The sequence below is a fragment of the Halobaculum sp. EA56 genome (genome assembly GCF_051195075.1).
GTDB lineage: Archaea > Halobacteriota > Halobacteria > Halobacteriales > Haloferacaceae > Halobaculum.
Genome location: NZ_JBNTJX010000006.1, coordinates 43,980 through 66,874, shown reverse-complemented (window position 1 = coordinate 66,874; position 22,895 = coordinate 43,980). Strand labels below are relative to the sequence as shown.

Sequence of the window (22,895 nt, the reverse complement as noted above, 5' to 3'; positions counted from 1 at the left end):
GGTGGGACTCTCGCGGCCCGAGCTTGAATCCGGCGCCGGCGACGGGCACGGCGATGCGGGTCGAACGGAGTCCGTCGACCACCGCCCCCTCGCCGCAGTCGACGCCGACTTGGTCGCCGCCCCCGTTCGACGGACCGTGTCCGACTCCACGCCGTCGACGGAGCCCACGCCCGGAACTCCCCGCGACCGCGCGGTCGCCGCCGCCGCGTGGGGGCTCGCCGCGGTCCACCTCGGCGTGTCCCTGTCGGGCGTCCTCGCCTTCCTCGACGCGCCGGGCTGGCCCGCCGGTATCGCCGGGCCGTTCGACGGCGGTCTCCTGGCGGCCGTCGTCGCGCTCGCGGGCCTCGCGGGCGCGTGGCGCGGCGGCGCGGCGGCGACTCCCGTTGCCCGCGCCCGCCGGGTCGAGGTCGCCGGCGGCCTGATCGTCCTCCCCGGCGCGTGGGTCGCCCTGCTCGCGGCGTTCGCTCCGCGGACCGTGTTCGTCCACCTCCCCTTCACTCTGCTCCCGCTCGTCGGCAACCTCCTGCCGGCGCTGGCGGTGATCGCGGTCGTGTACGGCCTCGGCCCGTTCGCCGCCGGTCCCGACGCGCGACGCGACGTGGACCTCGACTGGAACGAGCGGGAGTGAGACGGGGACGGTCGAACGAGCCGCTACTCGACGATGTCGATCGCGGGACGACCCGGCTCCGCCTTGCCCGCCACGTCGTCGTCGGCCTCCTCGGCGCGCAGCACGCGGACGGGCGCGTCGAACTCGCGCTCGACGAGCCAGGCGGCCGCCTCCAGCGCCTCGCGCTCCCGCTCGGGCGACAGCGCCGGCCGCAGCGCCTCGCGCTCGGCCTGCAGGTCCTTCGCGTAGTCGGAGGCGTCCGAGCCGTGCCGCTGGATCTCCGGGTTCCGCATCAGCTCCCCGACCAGGTTGTCGGCGTCGCTGTCGACGGCGATCTCCAGCGCCTCGTGCTTCCACTCCGGGGCGACGACGACGTCGACGCGCTCGGGGTCCTCGATGTTCGCCACGTCGACGATGTTGCGCACGTCCTCGCGGGTGTTCTCGACCAGCTGACGGCGCATCTCGACGGTCCCGGTGTCGGCGTCGGCGGTCGGCCACTCGGCGTCGACCAGCAGCTCGTCGTCGTCGGTCAGCTCGGCGTGCAGCTCCTCGGTCAGGTGCGGGGCGACCGGCGCCAGCAGCTTCAGCGCGACGCGCAGGCCGCGCTCGAAGGTGGGGGCGTGGACCTCGTCGACGTACTCGCGGTAGCCGCGCAGCGTGGCGACCAGCGACTGCGCCTCGCGCGTGGCCAGATCGAAGCCCAGGTCGTCGAACTCCTCGGTGGCGACCGCGACGGCGGCGTCGACCTCGTCGGCGACGTACCGCGCGGTCGCGTCCGGCTCGCCCGCGCGCCGGTCGACCGAGCCGCCCGCGAACGAGCGCACCGTCTCGGCCAGCCGGCCCAGGAACCGGTGGGTCGACTTCACGCCCTCCTCGGACCAGTCGAAGGCGGTGTCGGGGCGGGCCGCCTGCATCATGAACAGCCGGGCCGTGTCGGCGCCGTACTCGTCGACGATGCGCTGGGGGGAGACGACGTTCCCCTTCGACTTCGACATCTTCTCGCCGTCCAGCTGGACCATCCCCTGGCCCAGCAGGTTCGTGAACGGCTCGCGGTGCGCCAGCATGTCCATATCCGCGATGGCCTTCGTGACGAACCGGGCGTACAGCAGGTGCATCACCGCGTGCTCCAGGCCGCCGACGTACTGGTCGACGGGCATCCAGTCGTTCGCCCGCTCGACGTCGAACGGCGCGTCCGCCAGGTCCGGCGAGACGTACCGCAGGAAGTACCACGAGGAGTCGACGAAGGTGTCCATCGTGTCCGTCTCGCGGACCGCGTCGGCGCCGCAGTCGGGACAGGTCGTGTGCTTCCACTCGTGGGCCTCGTCCAGGGGGTTGCCCGTGGTGTTCACGAACTCCGGTAACTCGACGGGCAGGTCCTCCTCGGGCACCAGCACCGGGCCGCAGTCGTCGCAGTGGACGACCGGGATCGGCGTCCCCCAGTAGCGCTGGCGGGAGATGAGCCAGTCGCGCAGGCGGTACTGCGTGTGGAAGTCGGCGGAGTCGATGTCCTCGGTCAGCGCCTCGCGCGCCTCCGCGCTCGTCAGGCCGTCGTACTCGCCGCTGTTGACCAGCACGCCGTCCTCGGTGTAGGCGCCCTCGCTCACGTCCGGGGCCTCGGGCTCCTCGCCGTCCTCGGGCTCGGGCGCGACGACGGGCACGATGTCGACGCCCATGCGCTCGGCGAACGCGTGGTCGCGCTCGTCGTGGCCGGGGACGCCCATCAGCGCGCCCGTACCCACGTCCGAGAGGACGAAGTCGGCGACGAAGACGGGCACCTCCTCGCCGGTCGCGAGATTCGTCGCCGTCAGCCCCGTCTCGACCCCCTTCGGCTCGTCGCCGTCGGGGTCGGCCTCGTGGTGGACGAACTCGTGGACGGCGTCGTCCTCGGCGGCCAGCTCCTCCGAGATGGGGTGGTCCGGCGCCAGCGCGAAGAACGTCGCGCCGTAGACGGTGTCCAGGCGGGTGGTGAACGCCTCGACCGGCCCGTGATCTTCCACGACGAACTCGACGGTGGAGCCCTCCTGTTTCCCGATCCAGTTGCGCTGCATCTCGCGGACGCTGTCGGGCCACCCCTCCAGGTCGTCGATGGCCGAGAGCAGCTCCTCGGCGTACTCGGTGATCCCCAGCGTCCACTGGTCCAGCTCGCGCTGCTCGACCAGCGAGTCACAGCGCCAGCAGCGCTCCTCCTCGCCCTCGACCTGCTCGTCCGCCAGGACGGTCTCGCAGGAGGGACACCAGTTCACGTCGGCGGCGCGGCGCTCGACCAGTCCCTCCTCGTGGAACTGCTCGAACAGCCACTGGTTCCAGCGGTAGTACTCCGGCTCGCAGGTGGTGACCTCGCGGTCCCAGTCGTAGCCGAAGCCCATCGCCTCCATCTGCCCGCGCATCGTCTCGATACAGTCCATCGTCCAGTCGCGCGGGTTCGAGTCGCGCTCCTTGGCGGCGTTCTCGGCGGGCAGCCCGAACGAGTCCCACCCCATCGGGTGGAGCACGTCGTCGCCGCGCATGCGCCGGTAGCGGGCGTACGCGTCGGTGATCGTGTAGTTCCGGACGTGGCCCATGTGGAGCTTCCCCGACGGGTACGGGAACATCCCCAGCACGTACGTCGGGTCCTCGGCGTCGTCCGGCGTCCGGTAGGCGTCGGCCTCGGCCCACGCCTCCTGCCAGCGTCGTTCGACCGCCGCGTGGTCGTATCCCTCCTCGGACATTTGCTACCTGTCCGTTCGGCCGCTTCCGCCCCTATACCTTTCCATCGAACACGGCGGTAGTTGCCAGCACGGCACACGCCCGGGGCCGGAGCCGGCACAAGGCGTATCCTGTCAGCCTGCGAATGTAGGAGTATGAGTACCGAGATCGACACGCAGGACGGGGGCGACGACCCCGGGCTGGTGACGAAGGCGTACCGGACGGTGACCCCCGGATACACCTCCCACGGGGACGACGAGATGAACGCGATCGGCTGGGCGGTGTTCCTCGGGATGCTGGTGTTGCTGTTCCCGCTGCTCCCGTTCGTCGTCGTCGTCTGGGGGGTGAGTAAGGTGATCGAGGCGGTCACCGGAGACACGGGGTCCCAGGAGTAGCCGGCGACCGGGGGGATCGAGGGGGGTTACTCCGCGAGCCCGAGCAGGTCGAACGCGTAGCCGTTGTCGCGCTCGTCGGCGTGCTCGTAGACGATGTGGGCGGCCGCGACGTCTTGGATGGCGAGGCCCGTCGAGTCGAAGACGGTGATGCCGTCCGACGCGACCCGGCCGTCCTTCTCGCCGACGACGATCTCGCCGATCTCGGCGTAGATGTCGTCGTCGCCGAGGACGCCCGCCGCGTACGGGACGTTGATCTCCCCGGAGTGGGTGGTCTGTTCGTGGTCGTCGATGACGAGCTTCGCGTCGAGCAGCACCTCGTCGGCGAGCTCGTGTTTCCCCTCGGCGTCGGCGCCCATCGCGTTGACGTGGGTGTGCTCGCCCACCGCCTCGCGCGAGACGATCGGGTCCTCCACGGGCGTCACCGTCGAGAGCACGTCGCAGGCGGCCGCCTCCTCGACGGAGCCGGCGCGCACCTCGAACCGGTCCTCGAAGGCGTCGACGAACCGGGCGACGCGCTCCTCCGAGAGGTCGGAGATCACGACCTCACGGATGTCGCGGACGGACGCGATCGCCTCCAGTTGGGTGTACGACTGGGCGCCCGCCCCGACGATGCCCAGCGAGGTCGCGTCCGGGACCGCGAGGTGGTCGGTCGCGACCGCGGCCGCGGCGCCCGTGCGCTTCATCGTGAGCTCCGTCCCGTCGAGTATCGCCAGCGGGAACGCGTTCTTCGGGTCCGAGTAGATCATCGTCCCCATCACCGTCGGGAGGCCGTACTCCTCCTCGTTGTCGGTGTGGACGTTCACCCACTTGACGCCCGCCGCGTCCCACTCGCCGGCGTCCAGGTAGGCGGGCATCGACCGGAAGTCGCCGTTGTACCACGGGAGGTCGATGTAGCTCTTGGGCGGCATCTGCGCGTCGCCGCGGTGGTAGGCGGCGAACGCTTCCTCGATGGCCGGGACCAGCTCGGACATGTCGGCGTTGTCGTGCACGTCGTCGCCGTCGAGCAGCAGCGTCCTCATGGTCGCAAGAATTGCGCGGTCCGGTTAGAAGCCTCCGGTCCGTCGTCGCGGACCGGAAGCCGGGAGTCGGTCCGGTCGGCCGGGAGCCCGGTGTAAGCGCGCGCCGGATACCTCCAGGGCGGTCCGTGCGGCGCCCGCCCGGGTCGCCCTCGCGACGGCGTGTCCGTGATTAACTCGCCTTAATCGGGCTTATCGGGCGCCGAAACGCCCGAATTCCGGTTTCGCGTCGGCACCCCTCTTTACCCCGGAGGCCACACGAACGAGTGCAGATGACCCGAACCAAACTCGCCGCGATCGCGCTCGCGGTACTGCTCGCAGTGACCGGCGTCGCCGCCGCGGCCCCGGGGAACGCCCCCGCGGACGCGGGCGACAGTGACTCCCAGGCCGGCCCGCCGACCGACCTGCCCGGCCCTGTGCCGGACTTCGTGGGCGACATCCACGACACGATCCGGTCGTTCCTCGACGGGGGCGTCGACAACCTCGGCGAGGCCGTCTCCGGCATCGTCGGCGGCGAGACCGCGGAGGGCGGCGACGACGCCTCCGGCACCGCGACGCCCGCGTAACGTCACGCGATCGACCCGCTGACCGACGGTCCTCACGCGCCTCCGTTTTCGCGCGCCCGAACCGACCAGCGGCGCGTGCGGGCCGACGGCGTGTGCCGGTCTCCGCGCATCGCGGCCCGAGGGACGATGCCGTCGCTCGGCGGTCGGGGCGTCGAAAGAAGTCGAGGGATCGGTCGTGCGGCGGTGCGTGTCGGGCGGGCGGGGTAGGCAGTTCTACCGCGAGCTCACATCGCGCCGCCCATGCCGCCCATGCCGCCCATGCCGCCCATGCCGCCGCCGGGGGCGCCGCCCTCCTCGTCGTCGTTGCCGCCGGTGGACAGGTCGCCCGCGGCGATGATGTCGTCGATCTTGAGGACGAGGTTCGCGGCCTCGGTGGCACTGGAGACCGCCTGCTCCTTCGCGTGGGCCGTCTCGACGACGCCCGCGTCGAAGGTGTCCTCGATGTCGCCGGAGAAGACGTTCAGGCCGGCGCGCTCCTCGCCGCTCTCGTGGGCGGCTCGGAGGTCGACCAGCGTGTCGATGGAGTCGAGCCCGGCGTTCTCGGCGAGCACGCGCGGGACCAGTTCCAGCGAGTCGGCGAACGCCTCGACGGCGAGCTGCTCGCGGCCCTCGACGGAGTCCGCGTAGTCGCGCAGGCGCCGCGCGAGCTCGACCTCGATGGCGCCGCCGCCGGCGACGATGCGGCCGTCGGAGACGGCCGTGGAGACGACGTCGAGCGCGTCCTGGACGCCGCGCTCCAGCTCGTCGACCACGTGCTCGGTGGAGCCGCGCAGCAGGAGCGTGACGCCGTGGGCGTCGTCGCCACCCTCGACGTAGAACAGCTCGTCGGCGTCGTCACGCGACACCGAGCCGTGGCCGAGGTCCTCGGCGGTGGCGGAGTCGAGGTCCGAGACGATGCTCCCGCCGAGGATGTTCTTCAGGAAGGCCAGGTCGGACTTCTTCACGCGGCGGGCCGCCAGGATCCCCTCCTTCGCGAGGTAGTGCTGGGCGAGGTCGTCGACGCCCTTCTGGCAGAAGACGACGTTCGCGCCCGTGTCCTTGATCTGCTGGACCTTCTGCTTGAGCTGGTCCTCCTCCTGGTCGAGGAACTGCTGGAGCTGGTCGGGGGAGTCGATGGACACCTGCGTGTCGACGTCGGCCTCCTCGACCTCGATCGGGTCGTTGAGCAGGAGGATCTCCGCGTCCTCGACCGCCGAGGGCATGTCGTCGTGGAGCGGGTCCTTGTCGACGACGGCGCCCTGCAGGAGCTCGGACTCGCCGGCCGAGCGGCCGGTCTGGGTCTCCATCGCGACGTTCTCCAGGTCGACCACGTGGGAGCCGTCGTCGGCCTCCACGGTGACCTGGCGGACCGCGCGGTAGACGAGGTCCGCGAGGACCTCCTTCTCGAGCTCGGCGCCCTTGCCGGTCATGGAGGTCTCGGCGACCTTCTTCACCAGCTCCTCGTCGTCGGGGTCGATCGTCTCGGCGACGTTGTCGACCTCGGCGCGGGCCTGCTCGCTGGCGAGGTGGAAGCCCTTGATGATCGCCGTCGGGTGGATCTCCTGTTCGAGGAGGTCCTCGGCGTTCTTGAGGAGCTCGCCCGCGATCGCGACGGCCGTCGTCGTCCCGTCGCCGGCCTCGTCCTCCTGGGTCTCGGCGACCTCGACGATCATCTCGGCCGTCGGGTTGTCGATGTCCATCTCCTTCAGGATGGTGACGCCGTCGTTCGTGATGGTCACGTCGCCCATCGAGTCGACGAGCATCTTGTCCATCCCTTTGGGGCCGAGCGTCGAGCGCACGGCCTCGGCTACGGCGCGCGCCGCGGAGATGTTGTATTCCTGCGCGTCCTTGTCCTTCACCCGCTGGGAGTCCTCACCCATGATGATCATGGGCTGACCCTGCATTCGTCGCTGGCTCATGTACGGGAGTGAGTGTGGTTGTGATTCTATATAAATCTATGGGTTCGATGTGCTCGCGGTTCCGTCGGTCAACGAACGACGGTTCGGAGAAAACCGCGGTACATAGCCACTGTGATCCGTGTCAACTGGTGACAAATCCCGGGGGAAATGTGACCCTTCTCAGGGAACCCAACCGGCGATTTAAGTATTGCCTTCGGCTCGGTCGTCCGCCGGGAGTCGGCAGCGGGTCCCGTTAGCCGTCGACGGGCTCCTTCCAGTGGACGCGAACCGTACCGACGGCGAAGGCGTCCTCGGTGTCGGCGTCGCGGGCGATCGCGAGCGTGTTCGTCCCCTCGCGGAGCTCGGCACCGGAGACGGTGTCCGTCCACAGTTGCCACCCGTCGTTCGGCGGGAAGTCGAAGCCGGTGAGCGCGTCGCCGTTGACCAGCACCTCGTGGCCGTACTCGGCCACGTCGAACGCCTGGATCTCGAGGTACGCCTCGCGCGGGTCGTCCGTGGACACCTCGAACTCGAAGTCGTCGGTCCGATCGCCCGCGTCGTCGGCCCAGTCGAGCGCCAGCTCCTCGCCCTCCGGGGCGAGCTGTGCGCCGACGTAGACCGTGGCGTACGTCGCGCGTTCGGTCATCGAGCCCGGCTTCGGGGCCGGGTAGGAAAAAGACGGCTTTTCGGGCGCGTTCGCCGCTACTCGGCCTCCTGCGGCGGCGCGGACAACAGCTCCGAACCCGGTTCCTCGGGCGGGTACTCCGGCAGGGTGTCGTCGTCGAGCGTCTCGATCTCCCGTTCGGCGAGCTGCTCCTCCAGCTGCTCGCGCTTCTTGCGACCCTGACGTTCACGTCCGCGCTTCGTGTCTGGCATTGACAACCGTGACAACATCTCCCACGGTTATGAATCTTTCCGCACCTGTACGTTTATGATGTATCGGCCGTGCCGTGACGTGTGAACGAACGTTCAGGTCCCCCGACGAGGCGGTCGCTGCTCGCGGCGGTCGCCGGAGGGGCCGCGGCCGGGGGCTTCCTCGGGCCGGTCCGCGGCTACCTCTCGGCGTTCGCTCCGCTGTCCGGCGGCGCATGGGGGGCCGCCCGGGACGACCCCCCGGCGCGGGTCACGTCGCCGCACGGCGGTGCGACCCTCCGCTACGACGACGAGGCGGTCCCCCGAATCGAGGCCGACGACGAGGCGGCGCTCTACTACGCCGTCGGCTACGCGCACGGGGCCGACCGGCTGTTCCAGATGGACCTCCAGCGTCGGCAGATGCGCGGCCGACTCTCGGCGGTCGTCGGCGACGTGACGCTCGACTCCGACCGCTTCCACGTCGCCATGGACTTCGCGGCGGCCGCCGACGCGACGTGGGACCTCGTCGCCGACACCGAGGCCGGCCCGCTCGTTGAGGCGTACTGCGACGGCGTGAACGCCGCCCGAGCGGACCTCCCGCGGCCGGTCGAGTTCGAACTGCTCGGCTACGAGCCGGTTCCGTGGACGCCCGCGGACGTGCTGCTCGCGGAGAAACAGATCTCGTGGGCGCTCACGGGGAGCTTCCGGACGCTGCGCGCGGAGACGCTCCGGGCTGAACTCGGGGATGACGCCGCGGCGACGCTCCTCCCCGACCGGCTCGACCACGACGCCGCGATCCTGGGTCACGAGGGAGCGACCGACGACTGGCCCGTCCCGGACGGCGACGCGGCGGTCGCGCCGCGGGAAGCCCCCGGCGGTTCCGACGACGGCCCGGACGGCACCCGCGCCGCGGTCGCGACCGATCCGGGCCTCGACGCGTGGCTCGCGGGCGTCGAGCCGCCCGCGTGGATCGGATCCAACTCCTGGGCGGTCGCCGGCGAACACACCGAGAGCGGGGCGCCGATCCTGGCGAACGACCCGCATCTCACGCTGATGGCGCCGCCGGTGTGGTACGAACAGGCGCTTCGCCACCCGGAGTACCGGGTCCGGGGCGTGACGTTTCCCGGCGTCCCATTCGTCGTCATCGGGGAGAACGACCGCGGCGCATGGGGGTTCACGAACGCCGGCGCCGACGTGATCGACTTCTACGGGTACGAGACGCGCGCCGACGGCACCGAGTACCGATACGGCGACGAGTGGCGTCCGTTCGAGTCCGAGACGCGAACGATCGCGGTCGCGGACGCGCCCGACCGCGAGGTCGAGGTCCGCAGGTCCGTCCACGGCCCGGTGCTCGGCGCCGACGCCGGCGGCGCCGGGTTCCGGAGCGAGGTCGGCGTCGCGTGGACCGGCCTCTCGGCGACCCGGACGACGAACGCGATCCTCGCTCTGAACCGCTCGCGCGGCGCCGGCGACGTCGACGACGCGCTCCGCGAGTTCGACGAGCCGACGCAGTGTCTCGTCTACGCCGACCGCGACGGCGAAGTGCGATACCGCGTCACCGGGAAGGTGCCGATCCGGCGGACGGACGGCGAGGCGGTCCGCGGCGACCGCGTGTTCGACGGCTCCGCTCGCGAGGGCGAGTGGGCGGGGTACACGCCCTACGGCGAGTCGTCGTGGGAGGGATTCATCCCGTACGAGGAGATGCCCCACGACGACGCCCCCGCCTACGTCGGCACGGCGAACCAGCGGATCGTCGACGACGCGGAGTACCCGTACTACCTCGCCGAGTCGTACGGTACGCCGTTCCGCGGGATCCGGCTGTGGGACCGTCTCGACGCGCTCGTCGACCGCGGCGACGTGACGCCCGCGGATATGCGTGACCTCCAGCGCGACGTCCGGGACGGCCGACTCGACCGCTTCCGGCCGGTGCTGGAGGAAGCTAGAACCGACCTCTCCGGCGACGCCCGCGTGGACCTGGACGCCGTCCTCGACTGGGACGGCGTTGCGACGCGCGACGCCCGCACACCGCTTCTGTTCGTCCACTTCCTCGATGCCTACGAGGAACGGTTCGTCGCCGACGCGCTCTCCGGACTCGACGGCCGGCGCGACCCGGCGGCGTACGCGCCGAACCAGTGGGTGCTGGCGACGCTCGGCGACGGGTGGTTCGACGGAAGCCGGGCGAGCGCCGCGGCCGACGCGTTCGAGACGGCTCGCGACCGGATCGACGACGAGGGCTGGGCAGTCTACGGCGACTACAACCGCACCGCGATCGACCACCCGTTCGACCAGCCGTTCCTCAACTACCCGCGGTACCCGACCGACGGCTCGGCGGCGACGCTGTTCAACGTCCGGGTAGAGTCCGGCGCCGGGTCCAGTTGGCGGCAGGTGTGCCCGCAGGACGGCACGACCTCTCGGTGTATCCTCCCCGGCGGCAACGACGGCAACGTCTACGCGTCGAGCTACGACGACCAACTGCGTCGCTGGGCGGACGGCGAGTACAAGCCGATGGATCGCGCGACGCGCGGCGACCTCGCGGTGCGGTTCGCCGGAGGTGACGGCGAGTGACGCGCTCCGACCGGGCCACTCGCTGGACGGCGACGGTGCTCGCGGCCGTCGCGGGCGTCGGTCTGGCGTCGGCCCACTGGCTCGGCCTGCTCGGCGGTGCGGCGCTGGTCGCGCTCCCGCAGCGGACGGCGCTCCGCGGCGTCACGGCCGGCGTCGCCTTCGGCGTGCTCGCGCTGGTCGTCGGCGCGGCGGAACTGGCGCTCGCGGGTCCGGCCGCGCTGGACGCGGCGCTCGGGATGACCGCGCCGCTCGGCGTGGCGGTCGCCGTCGCCCTCCTCGGCGGCGCGATCGGCGGACTCGTCCGTGGCGTGGTGGGCTGACAGGCGGTCCTCGCGCCGCGGGTCGGGCCGGGTCGCCCGCGCCTCCGTCGGGAGTGGACCGCACAGCCGCCACGGCCCCCGACGGCCCCGTTCAGGTCACGGGGCCGATGGTCCCGTCCCGGTATTTGAACCCTCGCCGACGGCGTCCGGAACCCGATGACGCGCCCGTTAAGTGGTTCCGACCCCAGGTCGGTCGTAATGACTGGCAGAGCCGTGGTTCCCCGACGGAGCGCGTCCGACAGGGGTGACGCGTAGTGCCGAAGGAGTTCATCGAGGTCCGCGGCGCCGAGGAGAACAACCTCAAGGACCTCGACGTGGAGATCCCCCGCGAGCAGTTCAACGTCGTCACCGGCCTCTCGGGGTCGGGGAAGTCGTCGCTCGCGTTCGACACCGTCTACGCCGAGGGACAGCGGCGCTACATCGAGTCGCTGTCGGCGTACGCCCGGAACTTCCTCGGGCAGATGGACAAGCCGCAGGTCGAGAGCGTCGAGGGCCTCTCGCCGGCGATCTCGATCGACCAGAAGAACGCCGCGAACAACCCCCGCTCGACCGTCGGAACGGTCACCGAACTGCACGACTACCTCCGCCTGCTGTACGCCCGGGTCGGCCACCCGCACTGCCCGGAGTGCGGCCGCGAGGTGGGCGAGCAGTCCGCCCAGCAGATGGTCCGCCGGGTGTTCGACCTGCCGGAGGGCACCCGCGCGAAGGTCGCCGCGCCCGTGGTGCGCGACCAGAAGGGCGCCTTCGAGGACCTCTTCGAGGACCTCGTCGCCGACGGCTACTCGCGCGTCGAGGTCGACGGCGAGGAGTACGACCTCTCGCTGGACCGCCCGGACCTCGACGAGAACTACGACCACACCGTCGACGTGATCGTCGACCGCGTGAAGGTGCGCGAGGGGGACCGTTCCCGGATCACCGACTCCGTCGAGACCGCGCTGGAGGAGGCCGACGGCGTCCTGAAACTGATCCTCCCGGACCCGCCCGAGGGCGACGACCTCGACGTCGACTTCGGCGGCAACGAGTCCCGCTCGACGGGCGACCTCGCCGGCGACGGCGACGACCGCCTCGTCGTCGAGTTCTCCGAGGACCTCGCGTGCACCCACTGCGGCATCGACTTCTCGGAGATCGAGACGCGCTCGTTCTCGTTCAACTCCCCGCACGGGGCCTGCCCCGAGTGCGAGGGGATCGGCTCGACGAAGGAGGTGGACGAGGACCTCGTCGTCACGGATCCCTCGAAGCCGATCAAGCACGTGTTCGAGCCGTGGAGCTACAACCGCTCGTACTACCGGACCCGCCTCGACAACGTCGCCGAGCACTTCGGCGTGAGCGTCGAGACGCCGTTCGAGGAACTCACCGAGTCCCAGCGCCGGCAGTTCCTCTACGGCACCGACGAGGAGGTGGAGTTCGAACAGCAGACCCGCAACGGGGTGCGCCGGAAGACCCAGAAGTTCGAGGGCGTCGTCCCGAACCTGGAGCGGCGTCACGTCGAGACGGACTCCGACCGGACGCGCGAGCACATCGAGGAGTTCATGGCCGTCACCACCTGCCCCGAGTGCGAGGGGACGCGCCTGAAGCCGCAGTCGCGCTCGGTGTACGTCGACGGCACCTCGATCACCGAGGTGAACCGGCTGTCCATCGGCGACGCGCTGGAGCACTTCGAGGGGATGGAGGAGACGCTCACCGACCGCGAGCGCACCATCGCCGAGGAGATCCTCAAGGAGATCCGCGCGCGCCTCGGCTTCATGGAGGAGGTCGGCCTGGAGTACCTCACGCTCGACCGCGAGGCCTCCACCCTCTCGGGCGGCGAGAGCCAGCGCATCCGGCTCGCCACGCAGGTGGGTTCCGGGCTCGTGGGCGTGCTGTACGTCCTCGACGAGCCGTCCATCGGGCTCCACCAGCGCGACAACGACCGCCTGCTCGACACGCTGGAGGGCCTGCGCGACCTCGGGAACACCCTGCTGGTCGTCGAGCACGACGAGGCGACGATGCGCCGCGCCGACAACGTGATCGACATGGGGCCCGGCCCCGGCAAGCGCGGGGGCGAGGTCGTCGCGCAGGGCGACTTCGACGACATCGTGAACACGGACGAGTCCGTGACGGGCGACTACCTCGCGGGCCGGAAGGTCGTCGAGGTGCCGGAGACGCGCCGCGAGAGCGACGCCGCGCTCACGGTCGAGGGCGCCCGCCAGCACAACCTCAAGGACATCGACGTCGACATCCCGGTGGGGCAGTTCACCGCGATCACCGGCGTCTCCGGCTCCGGGAAGTCGACCCTGATGCACGACGTGCTGTACAAGGGGCTCGCCCGCGAGATGAACGACAACACGGAGGTCGACCCCGGCGAGCACGACCGCATCACGGGGATGGACACCATCGAGGGCGTCCGGCTCATCGACCAGTCGCCCATCGGACGCACCCCCCGGTCGAACCCCGCGACCTACACCGACGTGTTCGACTACATCCGTGAGCTGTTCGCCGAGACCAAACTGGCGAACCAGCGCGGGTACGACAAGGGCCGCTTCTCGTTCAACGTGAAGGGCGGTCGCTGTGAGGAGTGCGGCGGGCAGGGAACCGTCAAGATCGAGATGAACTTCCTGTCGGACGTGCACGTCCCCTGCGAGGAGTGCGACGGCGCCCGCTACAACGACGAGACGCTCGACGTGACCTACAAGGGCAAGACCATCGCGGACGTGCTCGACATGAGCGTCGACGAGGCGTACGACTTCTTCGAGTCCCACTCCGGGCTGGAGCGTCGCCTCGGGCTCCTGAAGGACGTCGGCCTCGGCTACATGCAGCTGGGCCAGCCCTCCACCACGCTCTCGGGCGGGGAGGCCCAGCGCGTGAAGCTCGCCGAGGAGCTGGGCAAGAAGGACGCCGGCGACACGCTGTACCTGCTGGACGAGCCGACCACGGGGCTACACAAGGCCGACGAGCGGAAGCTCATCGACGTGCTCCACCGGCTCACCGACAAGGGGAACACGGTCGTCGTCATCGAGCACGAGCTCGACCTCGTGAAGAACGCCGACCACGTCGTCGACCTCGGCCCCGAGGGCGGCGAGGGGGGCGGCGAGGTCGTCGCCGAGGGTACCCCCGAGGAGGTCGCGCGGATCGACGAGTCGCACACGGGTCGGTACCTCCGCGACTACCTCCCGACGGTGGACGCCGAGGGGCCCCGAAGCGACCGGCGGATGCCCGCGCTCGCGGCCGAGGGCGGGGCCGACGACGCGGACGCCGACGAGGAAAGCGAACCGGTCGAGGCCGCCGCGACCGACGACTGAGGCGAGACGCGAGGCGGAGCGAGGTACGACCGGCGGGAGTACCTCGTTGCGAACGGGGAGCGGAGCGACCCGTGAGCGAGCCGAGCGTCTCGGTCGACCGCGGCGAGGTCCTCGTGCCGAGCCGCGCAGGAAGACTGCGAGACGCGAGGCGCAGCCGAGCGTCTCGGAGAGACGGCGGAGCGGTCCCGCGTCGCTCCGCCAGGAAACGTGTGAATCGTGAACGAAGTCGACCGTCGTCCGTGGACCGCGCGGTCGGCGGCCGAACGGAGAACGGTGGACGCCGACCGGACAGCCCGCCTCAGTCGCGCTGTCGGTCCGTGTCCTCGGCCTCGGGGTCGCCGTATCGCTCGCGCACCTCGTCCTGATACGCGCGGACGTACGCCTCCTGGCTGTCGCCGCCGGCGGTCGCCTCGACGTCGACGAGCAGGTCCTCCAGGTCGTCGCGCGGCTGGTGGGAGAGGTCGCGGAAGCACTCCTTGCAGAGGTACTCGAAGTCCTTGTCGCGGCGGTTCCACCGGTCGCCCTCCTTGTCGTACTCGCGGGCGTCCTCGCGCGGTAGGGACTCGCCGCAGGCGATGCAGGTCACGGCCGTCCGGTCCCGGTCCCGCCGGGAACCCCACATGGTTCGTACTGCGGCGGCTGCGAACTTAGCGTTTGTCGTGCGGACAACGTTCACGTCTCACGATCGCACGGCCGCCCCGTGACCCGTCGACGGCGCTGGGTCGACGTGCGGGCACGGGACGCGGCGGCCGGTCACGAGCGGGCGATTTATCCGCCGGACGCGCGGAGTCGGGGTATGGACGTCAAGTCACGCCACCACCTCCGCAGCGACGCCGTCTCGGAGATCCGCGAGACGCTCGCCGGGACGCTCGGCGTCGACCTGGAGGGCGACTCCTTCGAGCTGGTCGAGCTCACCGACTCGCCGTTCGACCTCGTGCTCGTCGACGGCGACCCCGACGTGCTGTACTACGAGGGCGACGGCGGCGAGCGCGAGCCGTTCGTCACCGTCCGCGGGGCGAACGCCCACCCGCCCGAGCGCGGCGTCGTCACCGTCGACGCCGGCGCGGTGTCGTTCGTCTCCGACGGCGCCGACGTGATGCGGCCCGGGATCGTCGAGGCCGACGACTCGATCGGCGAGGGCGACCTCGTCGTGATCGCCGAGGAGACCCACGGGAAGGTGCTCGGCGTCGGGCGCGCGCTCGTCGACGGCGACGACATGGTCGGCGACTCCGGCAAGGTCGTGAAGTCGCTCCACCACGTCGGCGACGAGCTCTACGAGTTCTCCGTGTAAACTACCCCACCCTACTTCGCTCGGTCTGACGACCTCGCTTCGTTGAGGGTGGGGCTTTCGCGTGGACTCCCGCTCTGGCCGGAATCCCCGGCAGGAGGGTCATACTCTCCGTTCGCGTTCAGCGTCCCGCGATTCAAGCGCACGCCTACGGGTGCGCCTCCGCCGTCTCCAGTTTGGTTCCGGCGGAGATACCGCAGTCCGATGTTTTTCGCCGCGTTGTAGTCGGCGTGGTTCGCGTAGCCACATCTCAGGCACGCGAATCCCTCACCGTCGCGGTTGTCCGGGTGCGTGAACCCACAGTGTGAGCAACGGCGTGACGTATTCTCCGGGTCTACTTGCTCCACGTCGATGCCGTGCAGTTCGGTCTTGTATTCGACGTACTCGTACAACCGCTCAAACGCCCACTTGTGCCCCCACGAGGCACCGGAGAGGCGGTCGCGGATGCCGGTCAGCTCCTCGAAAGCGATGACCGTACAACCGTTCTCGACGGCTTCTTCGATGATGCCGTTCGCAATTCGGTGGAGCATCATCTTGAACCGTCCCGTCTCCTTCCGTCCGACCGACTGGATGTTCTCGTGTGCCGCTCGCGTCCCGCACTGTTGCAGGTCGCCACGTCGGTTCTCGTATTCGCGCCGCCAGTGGTCGAACTCCTCGCCAGTCCAGAACGTGCCTGTCGAAGTGACTGCGAGTTGGTTCACGCCGAGGTCAACGCCGAGGACTGTGCTGTGCCCGGTCGTTGCCTGTTCCGGCTTGTCAGACTCCACCCCCGCCTTTGTGCGGAGATGAAGGTACCACTCGCCGTTCTTGTGGTGGAGTTCTGCACCCGTTACCTCGTAGTCGTCGTTGTCGAGATACCGGCTGTGGGGCGTGTCGCGTTCCTCGTCGGGTAGGACGTACTCGACTTCGATACGTCCGCCCACGGTTGCCAGCGACACGTACTCGTCGTGGAAGGTTGCACATCGTTTGTCGTAGACTGCGGTCGGCTTTGAGAAGTGTGGTTTGCCAGCGTACTCGCCCTGCCTCCAGCGAGCGACGACGCTCTGTACGGCGTCGGCGGCCTTGTTGCGGGCGTTCTGGACGAGATTCGCGTGCAACCGTGTCCGGTCGCGTACCTCGTCGTAGGTTTCTGCCTGCAACTGAGCCTTGCTCGTGGTTTTGTAGTCGCCCTGCCAAGCGTGGTCAACGACGTAGTTGGCGGCCCACAGAAACTCGTCTACGGTGTCGCGGAGAAGTGCGGTGTCGTCACTGTCCACGTCGAGTTTGACCGGGACAGTGCGCCGCACCTCTATACGTCAGATGTGTGGTTGGTGGTTTATTAGATCTGGGGAGAAAGGGAGGCTACAGTCTGTGGTCTGTTGTGGAGTTGTCGGCTTCCTCTCCGGGCTACTCGTTCGTGGTTCGAAAATCTCCGATTTTCGTCATCACGAAAGACCTCCGGTCTTTCGAACGACTTCGCTCACTCCTTGGAGGCCGGAGGCTCCGCCTCGAAACTACTGACCCGGCCCGCTACCCCTCGGTGCCGACGCGAGCCGGGCGCGCGCCGCGCTCCGGCAGTCAGGCGAAGAACACGACCACCGCGACGGCGACTGGGCTGCACACCAGCAGGCCGATCCCGTAGAAGAACACGCGCACGTCCGAGGGGAGCGACTCGGGCGCGTTGTCGGCGGCGTCACTGACGGTTCCTGCGACGCCCATCGAGTCCGCGTTGAAGACGGCGGTCGTCGTGCGGACGTTGCCGCCGCCGCCGACCGCCCACAGCAGCGTCGCGAGGCCGGCGGCGAACGTCACGACCGCCGCGGCGGTGCCCGCGACCGCGACGAGGACCGCGACGGTCCCGCCGGCGGCGAGGAGGCTGTACCGGAGCAGTCCGCGACGGAGGAGGGTCCAGTCCATGCGGTTTCGTGATCGCGTTCCGACAAAACGGTTCGGGCGAGGCGGCCGCCCTGGCGACTCCGTCGCGCCCCTGTCCCGCGCGCCGTCGGACCTATTCGGCGCCGGCCTCGTCCCCGTTCGCGTCCCCCTCGGCGCCGTCCTCGCCGGCGTCGAGGTCGTCCTCCTCCAGCTCGTCGGCGTACTCCTCCATGAGGATCTCCTGGCCGCGGCGGGCCTCCTCGAACGTCTCCCGCAGGTCGGCGATGGGCGTCTCGGTGGCGTCGACGCGGAGGTCGTCGTAGTAGGTGTCGACCTCGCGCTCCTCGGTCGTCTCCACCTTCAGCGCGGCCGACTGCACCGGGAGGTGCTCGCGCTTGTCGCCGCCCTCCTCGTGGCCCGCCGCCAGCGCGTCGATCAGGCGCTCTGCCAGCGGCGCCTCGCCGAAGGCGTCGGACTCGTAGGCGCTCGCGACCGCCTCCACCACCTCCTCGCCCGCGAGGAGGTTGCCAGCGACGGTGTAGTTCTCGCCGCTCGTGTGGCCGTACCAGCCGTGACACTCCTCGCCGGAGAACGTGAACGTCCCGTCGGCGTCGACGCCGTGGAGCTGCCGCTGTTCGGCTCCGTCGTCGGCGTTGAGCAGCGACTGCAGGGCGTCCTCGACGGCGAGCCCGTCGTCGACGTACTCGATCCCCTTCCGGCCGAGTTCGACGTTGACGAGCGACTGCGTCGCCACCGCGCCGTTCTCGGAGGCGAACGGGCAGAGAGTCCCGACGCCCGGCAGGCGGGTCGTGACGGCGACGCCGAAGCGGGTCTGCCGGTCGCCGTCCTCGTCGGTGTACTCCTCGCGGACGCAGATGCTGAAGGTCATGTCGTCCGTCGGTGGGCGCGGTCGGAGCAAAAAGGCGGGGTTCCCGGAACGTCCGGCTCGGGCGGTCCGCCCCGGTCCGGTTTCGAGGGCCGGCGACGACCGCGCGGGGGCGGGCGGGCGACCGCCGCGCGTGTGACGCGCGTCCGACGTACAAACTTAACCGTGGAGCGAGTTTGTGGCCGTACATGGGCATCATGAGCAAGATCCTCGGCGGCGGCGGCACCCACAGCTCCGAGGACTACGTCGAACTGGACCTCGACGACTTCGAGAGCGCCCGCGGCGGCGCGGGGATGCAGGTGCACATCGCGGAGATCGGCGACCAGCGCGACGTGATCGACATCAAGGACGCCGTCTACGACGGCGACTTCGTGATCGCGGACATCACGCGCCACTCGACGACCGACCAGACGGTCGAGCGCATCATCGACGAGCTGCGGCAGGTCGCCAACGAGGTCGACGGCGACATCGTCCAGAAGGGCGACGACCAGCTCATCATCACGCCGACCGGCGTGACGGTGAGCCGCGAGAAGCTCGGGAACTGAGCCGAACCGAGCCGAGCCGAACGGACCCGGTCGGCGTCCGCTCGCCCGTCTCCCTCTCAGGCGTCGAAGTCGGTCAGTTCGGACGCCGGGTCCTCCTCGCCGGCGGCGTCCGAGTCGCGCGCCTCGCGGTAGGCCGCGCGGTACCGTCCGATCTTCCGGAGCAGCAGCAGGGCGAACAGCCCGTCGAACAGGACGATGTACACGAACGAGGACGCCAGCGACGGCAGGCCGACGACGGCGTTCAGCACCGCCGAGCCGATGCCGACCGTGGAGTTGTACGTCGCGTGGATGACCGCCGCGATGATCAGCCCCTTGATCACGATCGGGCCGCGGTCGTCCGGGTTGAACTTCGCGAGCCCGAGGTAGTAGCCCGCGAACGCCGAGTAGATGACGTGGCCCGGTCCCGCCAGCGCCCGGGTGAAGGTGATGCTCCCGCCGACGCCGATGAGCCCGAGGCCGAGGTCCAGCCCGGTCTGCTCGATGCCGCGGGAGATGTACAGCGCGTTCTCGATGAACGCGAAGCCGAGGCCGGCCATCGCGCCGTAGACGGCGCCGTCGAGCACCGAGTCGAAGCTCTCGTCGGTGTAGGCGTACAGCCGGACCGCGAGCAGCTTCACCGTCTCCTCGACCGGGCCGACGACGAGGAAGAAGAACAGGACCGTCCCGAGAAAGCCCAGCGGCCGGAAGAACGGCTGGCCGTAGGAGTTGAGCACCGCGGCGAAGTTCGCCGTCAGGACGCCGAGCAGGAACGTCGCGCCGAGCAGGGTCAGGGGTTCGTTCGTCGTGATGTCCGAGCGGTACACGTACGCCGCCAGCGCGAACGCCGGGATCGCCGAGATCAGCGTGAGCACGCCGATCGCGGGGTCGGTGACCGCGGAGAACCCCCCGACGGCGAGTAACAGCACGAGCGCCAGGAGGATTATCACGGCCCGGGCGGTCCCCGAGAGCAGCCGGTAGAGCGCGACAGCGAGGCCGTCGAGCGATGTCCGTTCCTCCCACGTCGCCACGTCGTACAGGTCCGTCGAGGCGTCCGCGGCCTCCTCGACCGGGTCCGTCCGCTCCTTCTTGGCCATCGTGTGTCAACCCGGTCGACCGCCCGGGACTTGTGTCTTTTCGCGACGACGCGACCGCCGGGGGGACGACGGCCGGGCCGCCCGGGACGGCTCGCGCGTCGACCCGGGACTCCCTCGACCCCTCGCGCGGGACCGGTACGTTTGACACGGCGCCGGTCCAAGCCGACGTATGCACTTCGACCCGCGCGAACAGGCCGCGCTCCGCGAGGTCGGGCTCGACACCGACGACCTCCGGACCGCATCCGACCTCGTCGCCGAGGCGGTCGGGGAGGCGGCGGCCGACCTCGCCGACTTCTTCGGGGGCGGCGGCACCTACTACTCGGACATGGAGACGGCCCACGGCGACGGCGGCGTCCGCGAACACGAGGTCGACCACCTCGACGTGTACACCCACGCGGCGGACCTGCGGGGCTATCTGAGGTTCGACCGCTGGGGCGTCCCCGTCGAGGACGGCCGCGTGCTGAACGACGAGACGGTCGAACTCACCCTCGGCGACACCGTGAACGACCGGGTCCGGTTCGCGACCGACCCCGACGCGCTATGACCGCCGACGGGGGCGAGGGGGCGGGGGACGGCGCCGGCGAAGCCGCCGATACCGCCGACGGGGCGGCCGGGACCGACGACGGCGACGCCGCGGCCGCGTCCCGCCGCGTCCGGGTCAGGGGGATCTACTCGACCGCCCTGACGCGCTCGCTGCTGGACGCCGGCCACGAGGTCGTGCAGGCCAGCCCGCCGATCCGGCGGCGCTTCGAGGCGGACCTCCCGGCGGCCGACCACGACGCCAGCGTCGAGACGACCGACGACCGCCAGGGCGTCGGCGTCGCCGGCGACCCGGACGCCGTCGCCGACCTCCGCGCGCACCTGCTCGACGTTGGCCTGGACGCCCTCGCGTGGGACGACCCGGCCCCGCGCGGCGCGGTGTTCGACGGCGTCGTCTCGACGACGCTCGGGAGCGGGGCCGTCGTCGACCTCGGCGACGCGGGCGCGGAGGGGTTCCTCCCGTTCGACAACGCCGACGGCTACGTCGGCGAGGACGACGTCATCCGCGTGCAGGTGCTCGACCCCGCGGCGCCGTGGGCGGACGACCGCCCGGTGCTCGACACGCGGGTCCGCGCGATGGCCGGCCTCGCCACGCTCGTCCCCGGCCGCGAGGGCGTCCGCGTCGACGGCGCGGACGACGCGGCCGCCCGCGAGCTCGCCGGGATGACGGACCTGCTCTCGGTCGACGTGCCCGACGGGTGGGGGATCGAGTGGTCGCGCGACGCCCGCGAGGCGGACATGGACGCGCTGGGCGACGCGCTCGCGCGGGCGGGCGACCGGGCACGGACGCTCGACGCCGTGCTGGAGGAGCCGCAGGGGGAGCCGGGCCGCCTCGCGGCGCCGGCGGCGGGCGCGTGGGTGTGGTTCGGCCGCGAGTGCCGGTTCGCGCTGGACGGGATCCGCCGGGAGGTGACGAGCACGATGCCGGGCCACCACCGGACGAAGGCCGCCTCGCGGGCCGCCTCCGCCGGCGTCGACCTCGCGGAGGCGCTGTGTTCGTTCGACGGCGACGGCGTCGCCTTCGGCGACGAGGAGACCGAGGTCGACTTCCCGTTCGGCGTCGTCGCCGACCAGTTCGGGCCGCGCGAGGGCGACCGGGTCGCCATCGGCCACGGCAAGCCGGACGGCCGCCTCATCGTCCTCGGGCGCGGCGAGGTCACCGAGGTGGACCCCGCGGCGGGGTCGCTCACGCTCGAACGGCAGATGAGCGCGGGCGGCACCTACGACGCCCTCGACGCGCGCCGGGAGGCCGGCGACGTGGCGACGACGACGTTCCGCGAGGGGCGGTGGTGGTACCCGACGGTCTACCGCGACGCCGACGGGACCAGGAAGGGCACCTACGTGAACGTCTGTACGCCCGTCGAGGCGTTCCCCGAGACGGTTCGGTACGTGGACCTGCACGTCGACGTCGTGAAACACGCGGACGGCCGCGTCGAGCGCGTCGACGACAACGAACTCGACGAGGCGGTCGAGCGCGGGGAGGTGACCGAGGGACTGGCCGAGAAGGCCCGGAGCGTGGCGTCCGCGCTGGAGCGGGCGCTGTAGGGATCACTCCACCTCGCGGATCACCGGCGCCGGGTTGCCCCCGACCACGACCCCCGGCGGTACGTCGTCGACGACGACCGACCCGGAGGCGATCACCGCGCGGTCGCCGACGTCGACACCGGGGTTGAGCACCGCACGGCCGCCGATCCACACGTCGTCGCCGACGGCGACGGCCTCGCCGGACTCCCTCCCGCGACGCTTCTCGGCGTCCATCGGGTGCGTCGCCGTGTAGACGTGGACGCCCGGCCCGAGCCGGCAGTGGTCGCCGAACTCGACGGGGGCCACGTCGAGGACGACGCAGTCGAAGTTGGCGAAGCAGTCGTCGCCGACGGCGACGTTGTACCCGTAGTCACACCGGAACGGCGGCTCGACGGCGACGCCGTCGCCGACGGACCCGAACAGGTCCGCGAGGATGTCGCAGCGGCGGTCCGACCCGTCGGGGGCGGTGTCGTTGTACTCGGCCGTGAGCCGCCGCGCGCGACGTCGGTCGGCGACGAGGTCGGGGTCGTCGGGGTCGTACGGCTCGCCGGCCGCCATCCGGTCGCGTTCGCTCGGCACGCCCGGACCGGGACGCCGACGCGAGAAAACGGTTCCCGTCCCGACCGCTCAGAAGTGACCCGACGACTCCTCGCCGTACTGCAGGTCGCCGCCGCGGCCGCCCTCGACGGTGCTGGAGCCCATCTCGCCGGTGTCGGGCACCTTCACGTGCACCTCCTCGACCTCGTCGAAGTCCATGATCAGGTCGCGTTTGATGTTCTGGGCCGTGATGTCGGAGATGCCACAGCCCGAGCAGGTGCCGCCGAGCTCGACGACGACGACGCCCTCCTCCGGGTCGGCCTCGCGCACGACGCTCGTCCCGCCGTGCATCTGGATGATCGGCATCTGCCCGACCATCCACGTCTCGACGCGCTCCGCGAGGTCGCTCATTGCCACCACTTCGGCGCCGGAGGCTTGAAAGCTTGCGGTTGCGCGGCACCCGCCGAGCGCGGAAGAAACTCCCTCA

Annotated in this window: 22 protein-coding genes; 10 read left to right on the top strand and 12 right to left on the bottom strand. The window is 70.6% G+C overall.

Features of this window, described 5'->3' with window-relative positions:
* Position 1 precedes the first annotated feature (1 nt).
* Complete coding sequence (locus ACQUQ1_RS11940; protein WP_435064527.1) at positions 2-628, top strand: hypothetical protein; 627 nt, start codon at positions 2-4, stop codon at positions 626-628.
* Between the two features lie 23 nt (positions 629-651).
* On the opposite strand, the gene leuS is transcribed toward ACQUQ1_RS11940, so the two are convergent.
* Positions 652-3,315, bottom strand: coding sequence for a leucine--tRNA ligase (leuS, locus tag ACQUQ1_RS11935; protein WP_435064526.1), 2,664 nt, complete (start codon positions 3,313-3,315; stop codon positions 652-654).
* Between the two features lie 132 nt (positions 3,316-3,447).
* Between leuS and ACQUQ1_RS11930 the strand changes: the two genes are divergently transcribed.
* Positions 3,448-3,687, top strand: coding sequence for a DUF7535 family protein (locus ACQUQ1_RS11930; protein WP_435064525.1), 240 nt, complete (start codon positions 3,448-3,450; stop codon positions 3,685-3,687).
* 26 nt (positions 3,688-3,713) lie between these two features.
* On the opposite strand, the gene ACQUQ1_RS11925 is transcribed toward ACQUQ1_RS11930, so the two are convergent.
* The gene (locus ACQUQ1_RS11925; protein ID WP_435064524.1) at positions 3,714-4,706 is read right to left on the bottom strand and encodes an ornithine cyclodeaminase family protein; all 993 of its coding nucleotides are present in this window, start codon (positions 4,704-4,706) and stop codon (positions 3,714-3,716) included.
* 269 nt (positions 4,707-4,975) lie between these two features.
* Here ACQUQ1_RS11925 and ACQUQ1_RS11920 point away from each other — a divergent pair, with 269 nt between their 5' ends.
* Positions 4,976-5,269: a hypothetical protein gene (locus ACQUQ1_RS11920; RefSeq protein WP_435064523.1), complete on the top strand. Its 294-nt coding sequence runs from the start codon at positions 4,976-4,978 to the stop codon at positions 5,267-5,269.
* Between the two features lie 224 nt (positions 5,270-5,493).
* On the opposite strand, the gene thsB is transcribed toward ACQUQ1_RS11920, so the two are convergent.
* The 3 genes from thsB to ACQUQ1_RS11905 form a co-directional block, all read right to left on the bottom strand.
* On the bottom strand, positions 5,494-7,137 hold the full coding sequence (gene thsB, locus ACQUQ1_RS11915; protein ID WP_435064681.1) for a thermosome subunit beta: 1,644 nt from the start codon (positions 7,135-7,137) through the stop codon (positions 5,494-5,496).
* Positions 7,138-7,399: 262 nt separating this feature from the next.
* Entirely contained in the window at positions 7,400-7,792 is a 393-nt protein-coding gene (locus tag ACQUQ1_RS11910) for a DUF7383 domain-containing protein (RefSeq protein WP_435064522.1), read from the bottom strand.
* Positions 7,793-7,848: 56 nt separating this feature from the next.
* A complete protein-coding gene (locus ACQUQ1_RS11905) occupies positions 7,849-8,022 on the bottom strand; it encodes a hypothetical protein (RefSeq protein WP_435064521.1) in 174 nt (57 codons plus the stop codon).
* An 81-nt stretch (positions 8,023-8,103) separates the two neighbouring features.
* Here ACQUQ1_RS11905 and ACQUQ1_RS11900 point away from each other — a divergent pair, with 81 nt between their 5' ends.
* The 3 genes from ACQUQ1_RS11900 to uvrA all read left to right on the top strand — a co-directional run bounded on the left by ACQUQ1_RS11900 (position 8,104) and on the right by uvrA (position 14,161).
* Positions 8,104-10,563 carry a penicillin acylase family protein gene (locus tag ACQUQ1_RS11900; protein WP_435064520.1) on the top strand — a complete coding sequence of 820 codons (2,460 nt, stop codon included), beginning with the start codon at positions 8,104-8,106 and terminating at the stop codon, positions 10,561-10,563.
* Positions 10,560-10,883 (top strand): hypothetical protein, encoded by a 324-nt coding sequence (locus tag ACQUQ1_RS11895; RefSeq protein ID WP_435064519.1) that lies wholly within the window; start codon positions 10,560-10,562, stop codon positions 10,881-10,883. The genes ACQUQ1_RS11900 and ACQUQ1_RS11895 overlap by 4 nt, the downstream gene beginning before the upstream one ends.
* A 254-nt stretch (positions 10,884-11,137) precedes the next feature.
* The gene (uvrA, locus tag ACQUQ1_RS11890; RefSeq protein ID WP_435064518.1) at positions 11,138-14,161 is read left to right on the top strand and encodes an excinuclease ABC subunit UvrA; all 3,024 of its coding nucleotides are present in this window, start codon (positions 11,138-11,140) and stop codon (positions 14,159-14,161) included.
* A gap of 298 nt (positions 14,162-14,459) precedes the next feature.
* On the opposite strand, the gene ACQUQ1_RS11885 is transcribed toward uvrA, so the two are convergent.
* The gene (locus ACQUQ1_RS11885) at positions 14,460-14,783 is read right to left on the bottom strand and encodes a DUF7562 family protein (RefSeq protein WP_435064517.1); all 324 of its coding nucleotides are present in this window, start codon (positions 14,781-14,783) and stop codon (positions 14,460-14,462) included.
* A gap of 174 nt (positions 14,784-14,957) precedes the next feature.
* On the opposite strand from ACQUQ1_RS11885, the gene ACQUQ1_RS11880 reads away from it, so the two are divergent.
* On the top strand, positions 14,958-15,452 hold the full coding sequence (locus ACQUQ1_RS11880) for an RNA-binding protein (RefSeq protein ID WP_435064516.1): 495 nt from the start codon (positions 14,958-14,960) through the stop codon (positions 15,450-15,452).
* An 11-nt stretch (positions 15,453-15,463) separates the two neighbouring features.
* Here ACQUQ1_RS11880 and ACQUQ1_RS11875 read toward each other — a convergent pair whose 3' ends face one another.
* From ACQUQ1_RS11875 to ACQUQ1_RS11865, 3 genes are all read right to left on the bottom strand, one after another.
* The gene (locus ACQUQ1_RS11875) at positions 15,464-16,741 is read right to left on the bottom strand and encodes an RNA-guided endonuclease InsQ/TnpB family protein (RefSeq protein ID WP_435064680.1); all 1,278 of its coding nucleotides are present in this window, start codon (positions 16,739-16,741) and stop codon (positions 15,464-15,466) included.
* Between the two features lie 265 nt (positions 16,742-17,006).
* The gene (locus ACQUQ1_RS11870; protein ID WP_435064515.1) at positions 17,007-17,345 is read right to left on the bottom strand and encodes a hypothetical protein; all 339 of its coding nucleotides are present in this window, start codon (positions 17,343-17,345) and stop codon (positions 17,007-17,009) included.
* A gap of 91 nt (positions 17,346-17,436) precedes the next feature.
* Positions 17,437-18,192, bottom strand: coding sequence for a DUF1028 domain-containing protein (locus ACQUQ1_RS11865; RefSeq protein ID WP_435064514.1), 756 nt, complete (start codon positions 18,190-18,192; stop codon positions 17,437-17,439).
* A gap of 185 nt (positions 18,193-18,377) precedes the next feature.
* Between ACQUQ1_RS11865 and ACQUQ1_RS11860 the strand changes: the two genes are divergently transcribed.
* A complete protein-coding gene (locus tag ACQUQ1_RS11860; RefSeq protein WP_435064513.1) occupies positions 18,378-18,734 on the top strand; it encodes a cell division protein SepF in 357 nt (118 codons plus the stop codon).
* A gap of 56 nt (positions 18,735-18,790) precedes the next feature.
* Here the strand turns inward: ACQUQ1_RS11860 and ACQUQ1_RS11855 are convergent, their stop codons facing one another.
* Positions 18,791-19,807: a PrsW family intramembrane metalloprotease gene (locus tag ACQUQ1_RS11855; protein WP_435064512.1), complete on the bottom strand. Its 1,017-nt coding sequence runs from the start codon at positions 19,805-19,807 to the stop codon at positions 18,791-18,793.
* A 169-nt stretch (positions 19,808-19,976) separates the two neighbouring features.
* On the opposite strand from ACQUQ1_RS11855, the gene ACQUQ1_RS11850 reads away from it, so the two are divergent.
* The gene (locus ACQUQ1_RS11850; protein WP_435064511.1) at positions 19,977-20,351 is read left to right on the top strand and encodes a DUF7532 family protein; all 375 of its coding nucleotides are present in this window, start codon (positions 19,977-19,979) and stop codon (positions 20,349-20,351) included.
* The gene (locus ACQUQ1_RS11845) at positions 20,348-21,892 is read left to right on the top strand and encodes a DUF402 domain-containing protein (RefSeq protein ID WP_435064510.1); all 1,545 of its coding nucleotides are present in this window, start codon (positions 20,348-20,350) and stop codon (positions 21,890-21,892) included. Before ACQUQ1_RS11850 ends, ACQUQ1_RS11845 begins: the two co-directional genes overlap by 4 nt.
* A 3-nt stretch (positions 21,893-21,895) precedes the next feature.
* Here the strand turns inward: ACQUQ1_RS11845 and ACQUQ1_RS11840 are convergent, their stop codons facing one another.
* Complete coding sequence (locus tag ACQUQ1_RS11840) at positions 21,896-22,450, bottom strand: maltose acetyltransferase domain-containing protein (protein ID WP_435064509.1); 555 nt, start codon at positions 22,448-22,450, stop codon at positions 21,896-21,898.
* Between the two features lie 48 nt (positions 22,451-22,498).
* Positions 22,499-22,819, bottom strand: a complete 321-nt coding sequence (locus ACQUQ1_RS11835) for a NifU family protein (RefSeq protein ID WP_435064508.1) — start codon at positions 22,817-22,819, stop codon at positions 22,499-22,501.
* Positions 22,820-22,895: the final 76 nt, after the last annotated feature.

Coding starts and splice junctions, on each gene's coding strand:
- ACQUQ1_RS11905 (WP_435064521.1), bottom strand. CDS start 8,022: ATGCCAGACACGAAGCGCGGACGTGAACGTCAGGGTCGCAAGAAGCGC.
- ACQUQ1_RS11880 (WP_435064516.1), top strand. CDS start 14,958: ATGGACGTCAAGTCACGCCACCACCTCCGCAGCGACGCCGTCTCGGAG.
- ACQUQ1_RS11855 (WP_435064512.1), bottom strand. CDS start 19,807: ATGGCCAAGAAGGAGCGGACGGACCCGGTCGAGGAGGCCGCGGACGCC.
- ACQUQ1_RS11845 (WP_435064510.1), top strand. CDS start 20,348: ATGACCGCCGACGGGGGCGAGGGGGCGGGGGACGGCGCCGGCGAAGCC.
- ACQUQ1_RS11925 (WP_435064524.1), bottom strand. CDS start 4,706: ATGAGGACGCTGCTGCTCGACGGCGACGACGTGCACGACAACGCCGAC.
- thsB (WP_435064681.1), bottom strand. CDS start 7,137: ATGATCATCATGGGTGAGGACTCCCAGCGGGTGAAGGACAAGGACGCG.
- ACQUQ1_RS11910 (WP_435064522.1), bottom strand. CDS start 7,792: ATGACCGAACGCGCGACGTACGCCACGGTCTACGTCGGCGCACAGCTC.
- ACQUQ1_RS11860 (WP_435064513.1), top strand. CDS start 18,378: ATGGGCATCATGAGCAAGATCCTCGGCGGCGGCGGCACCCACAGCTCC.
- ACQUQ1_RS11865 (WP_435064514.1), bottom strand. CDS start 18,192: ATGACCTTCAGCATCTGCGTCCGCGAGGAGTACACCGACGAGGACGGC.
- ACQUQ1_RS11835 (WP_435064508.1), bottom strand. CDS start 22,819: ATGAGCGACCTCGCGGAGCGCGTCGAGACGTGGATGGTCGGGCAGATG.
- ACQUQ1_RS11850 (WP_435064511.1), top strand. CDS start 19,977: ATGCACTTCGACCCGCGCGAACAGGCCGCGCTCCGCGAGGTCGGGCTC.
- ACQUQ1_RS11870 (WP_435064515.1), bottom strand. CDS start 17,345: ATGGACTGGACCCTCCTCCGTCGCGGACTGCTCCGGTACAGCCTCCTC.
- ACQUQ1_RS11920 (WP_435064523.1), top strand. CDS start 4,976: ATGACCCGAACCAAACTCGCCGCGATCGCGCTCGCGGTACTGCTCGCA.
- ACQUQ1_RS11930 (WP_435064525.1), top strand. CDS start 3,448: ATGAGTACCGAGATCGACACGCAGGACGGGGGCGACGACCCCGGGCTG.
- ACQUQ1_RS11885 (WP_435064517.1), bottom strand. CDS start 14,783: ATGTGGGGTTCCCGGCGGGACCGGGACCGGACGGCCGTGACCTGCATC.
- leuS (WP_435064526.1), bottom strand. CDS start 3,315: ATGTCCGAGGAGGGATACGACCACGCGGCGGTCGAACGACGCTGGCAG.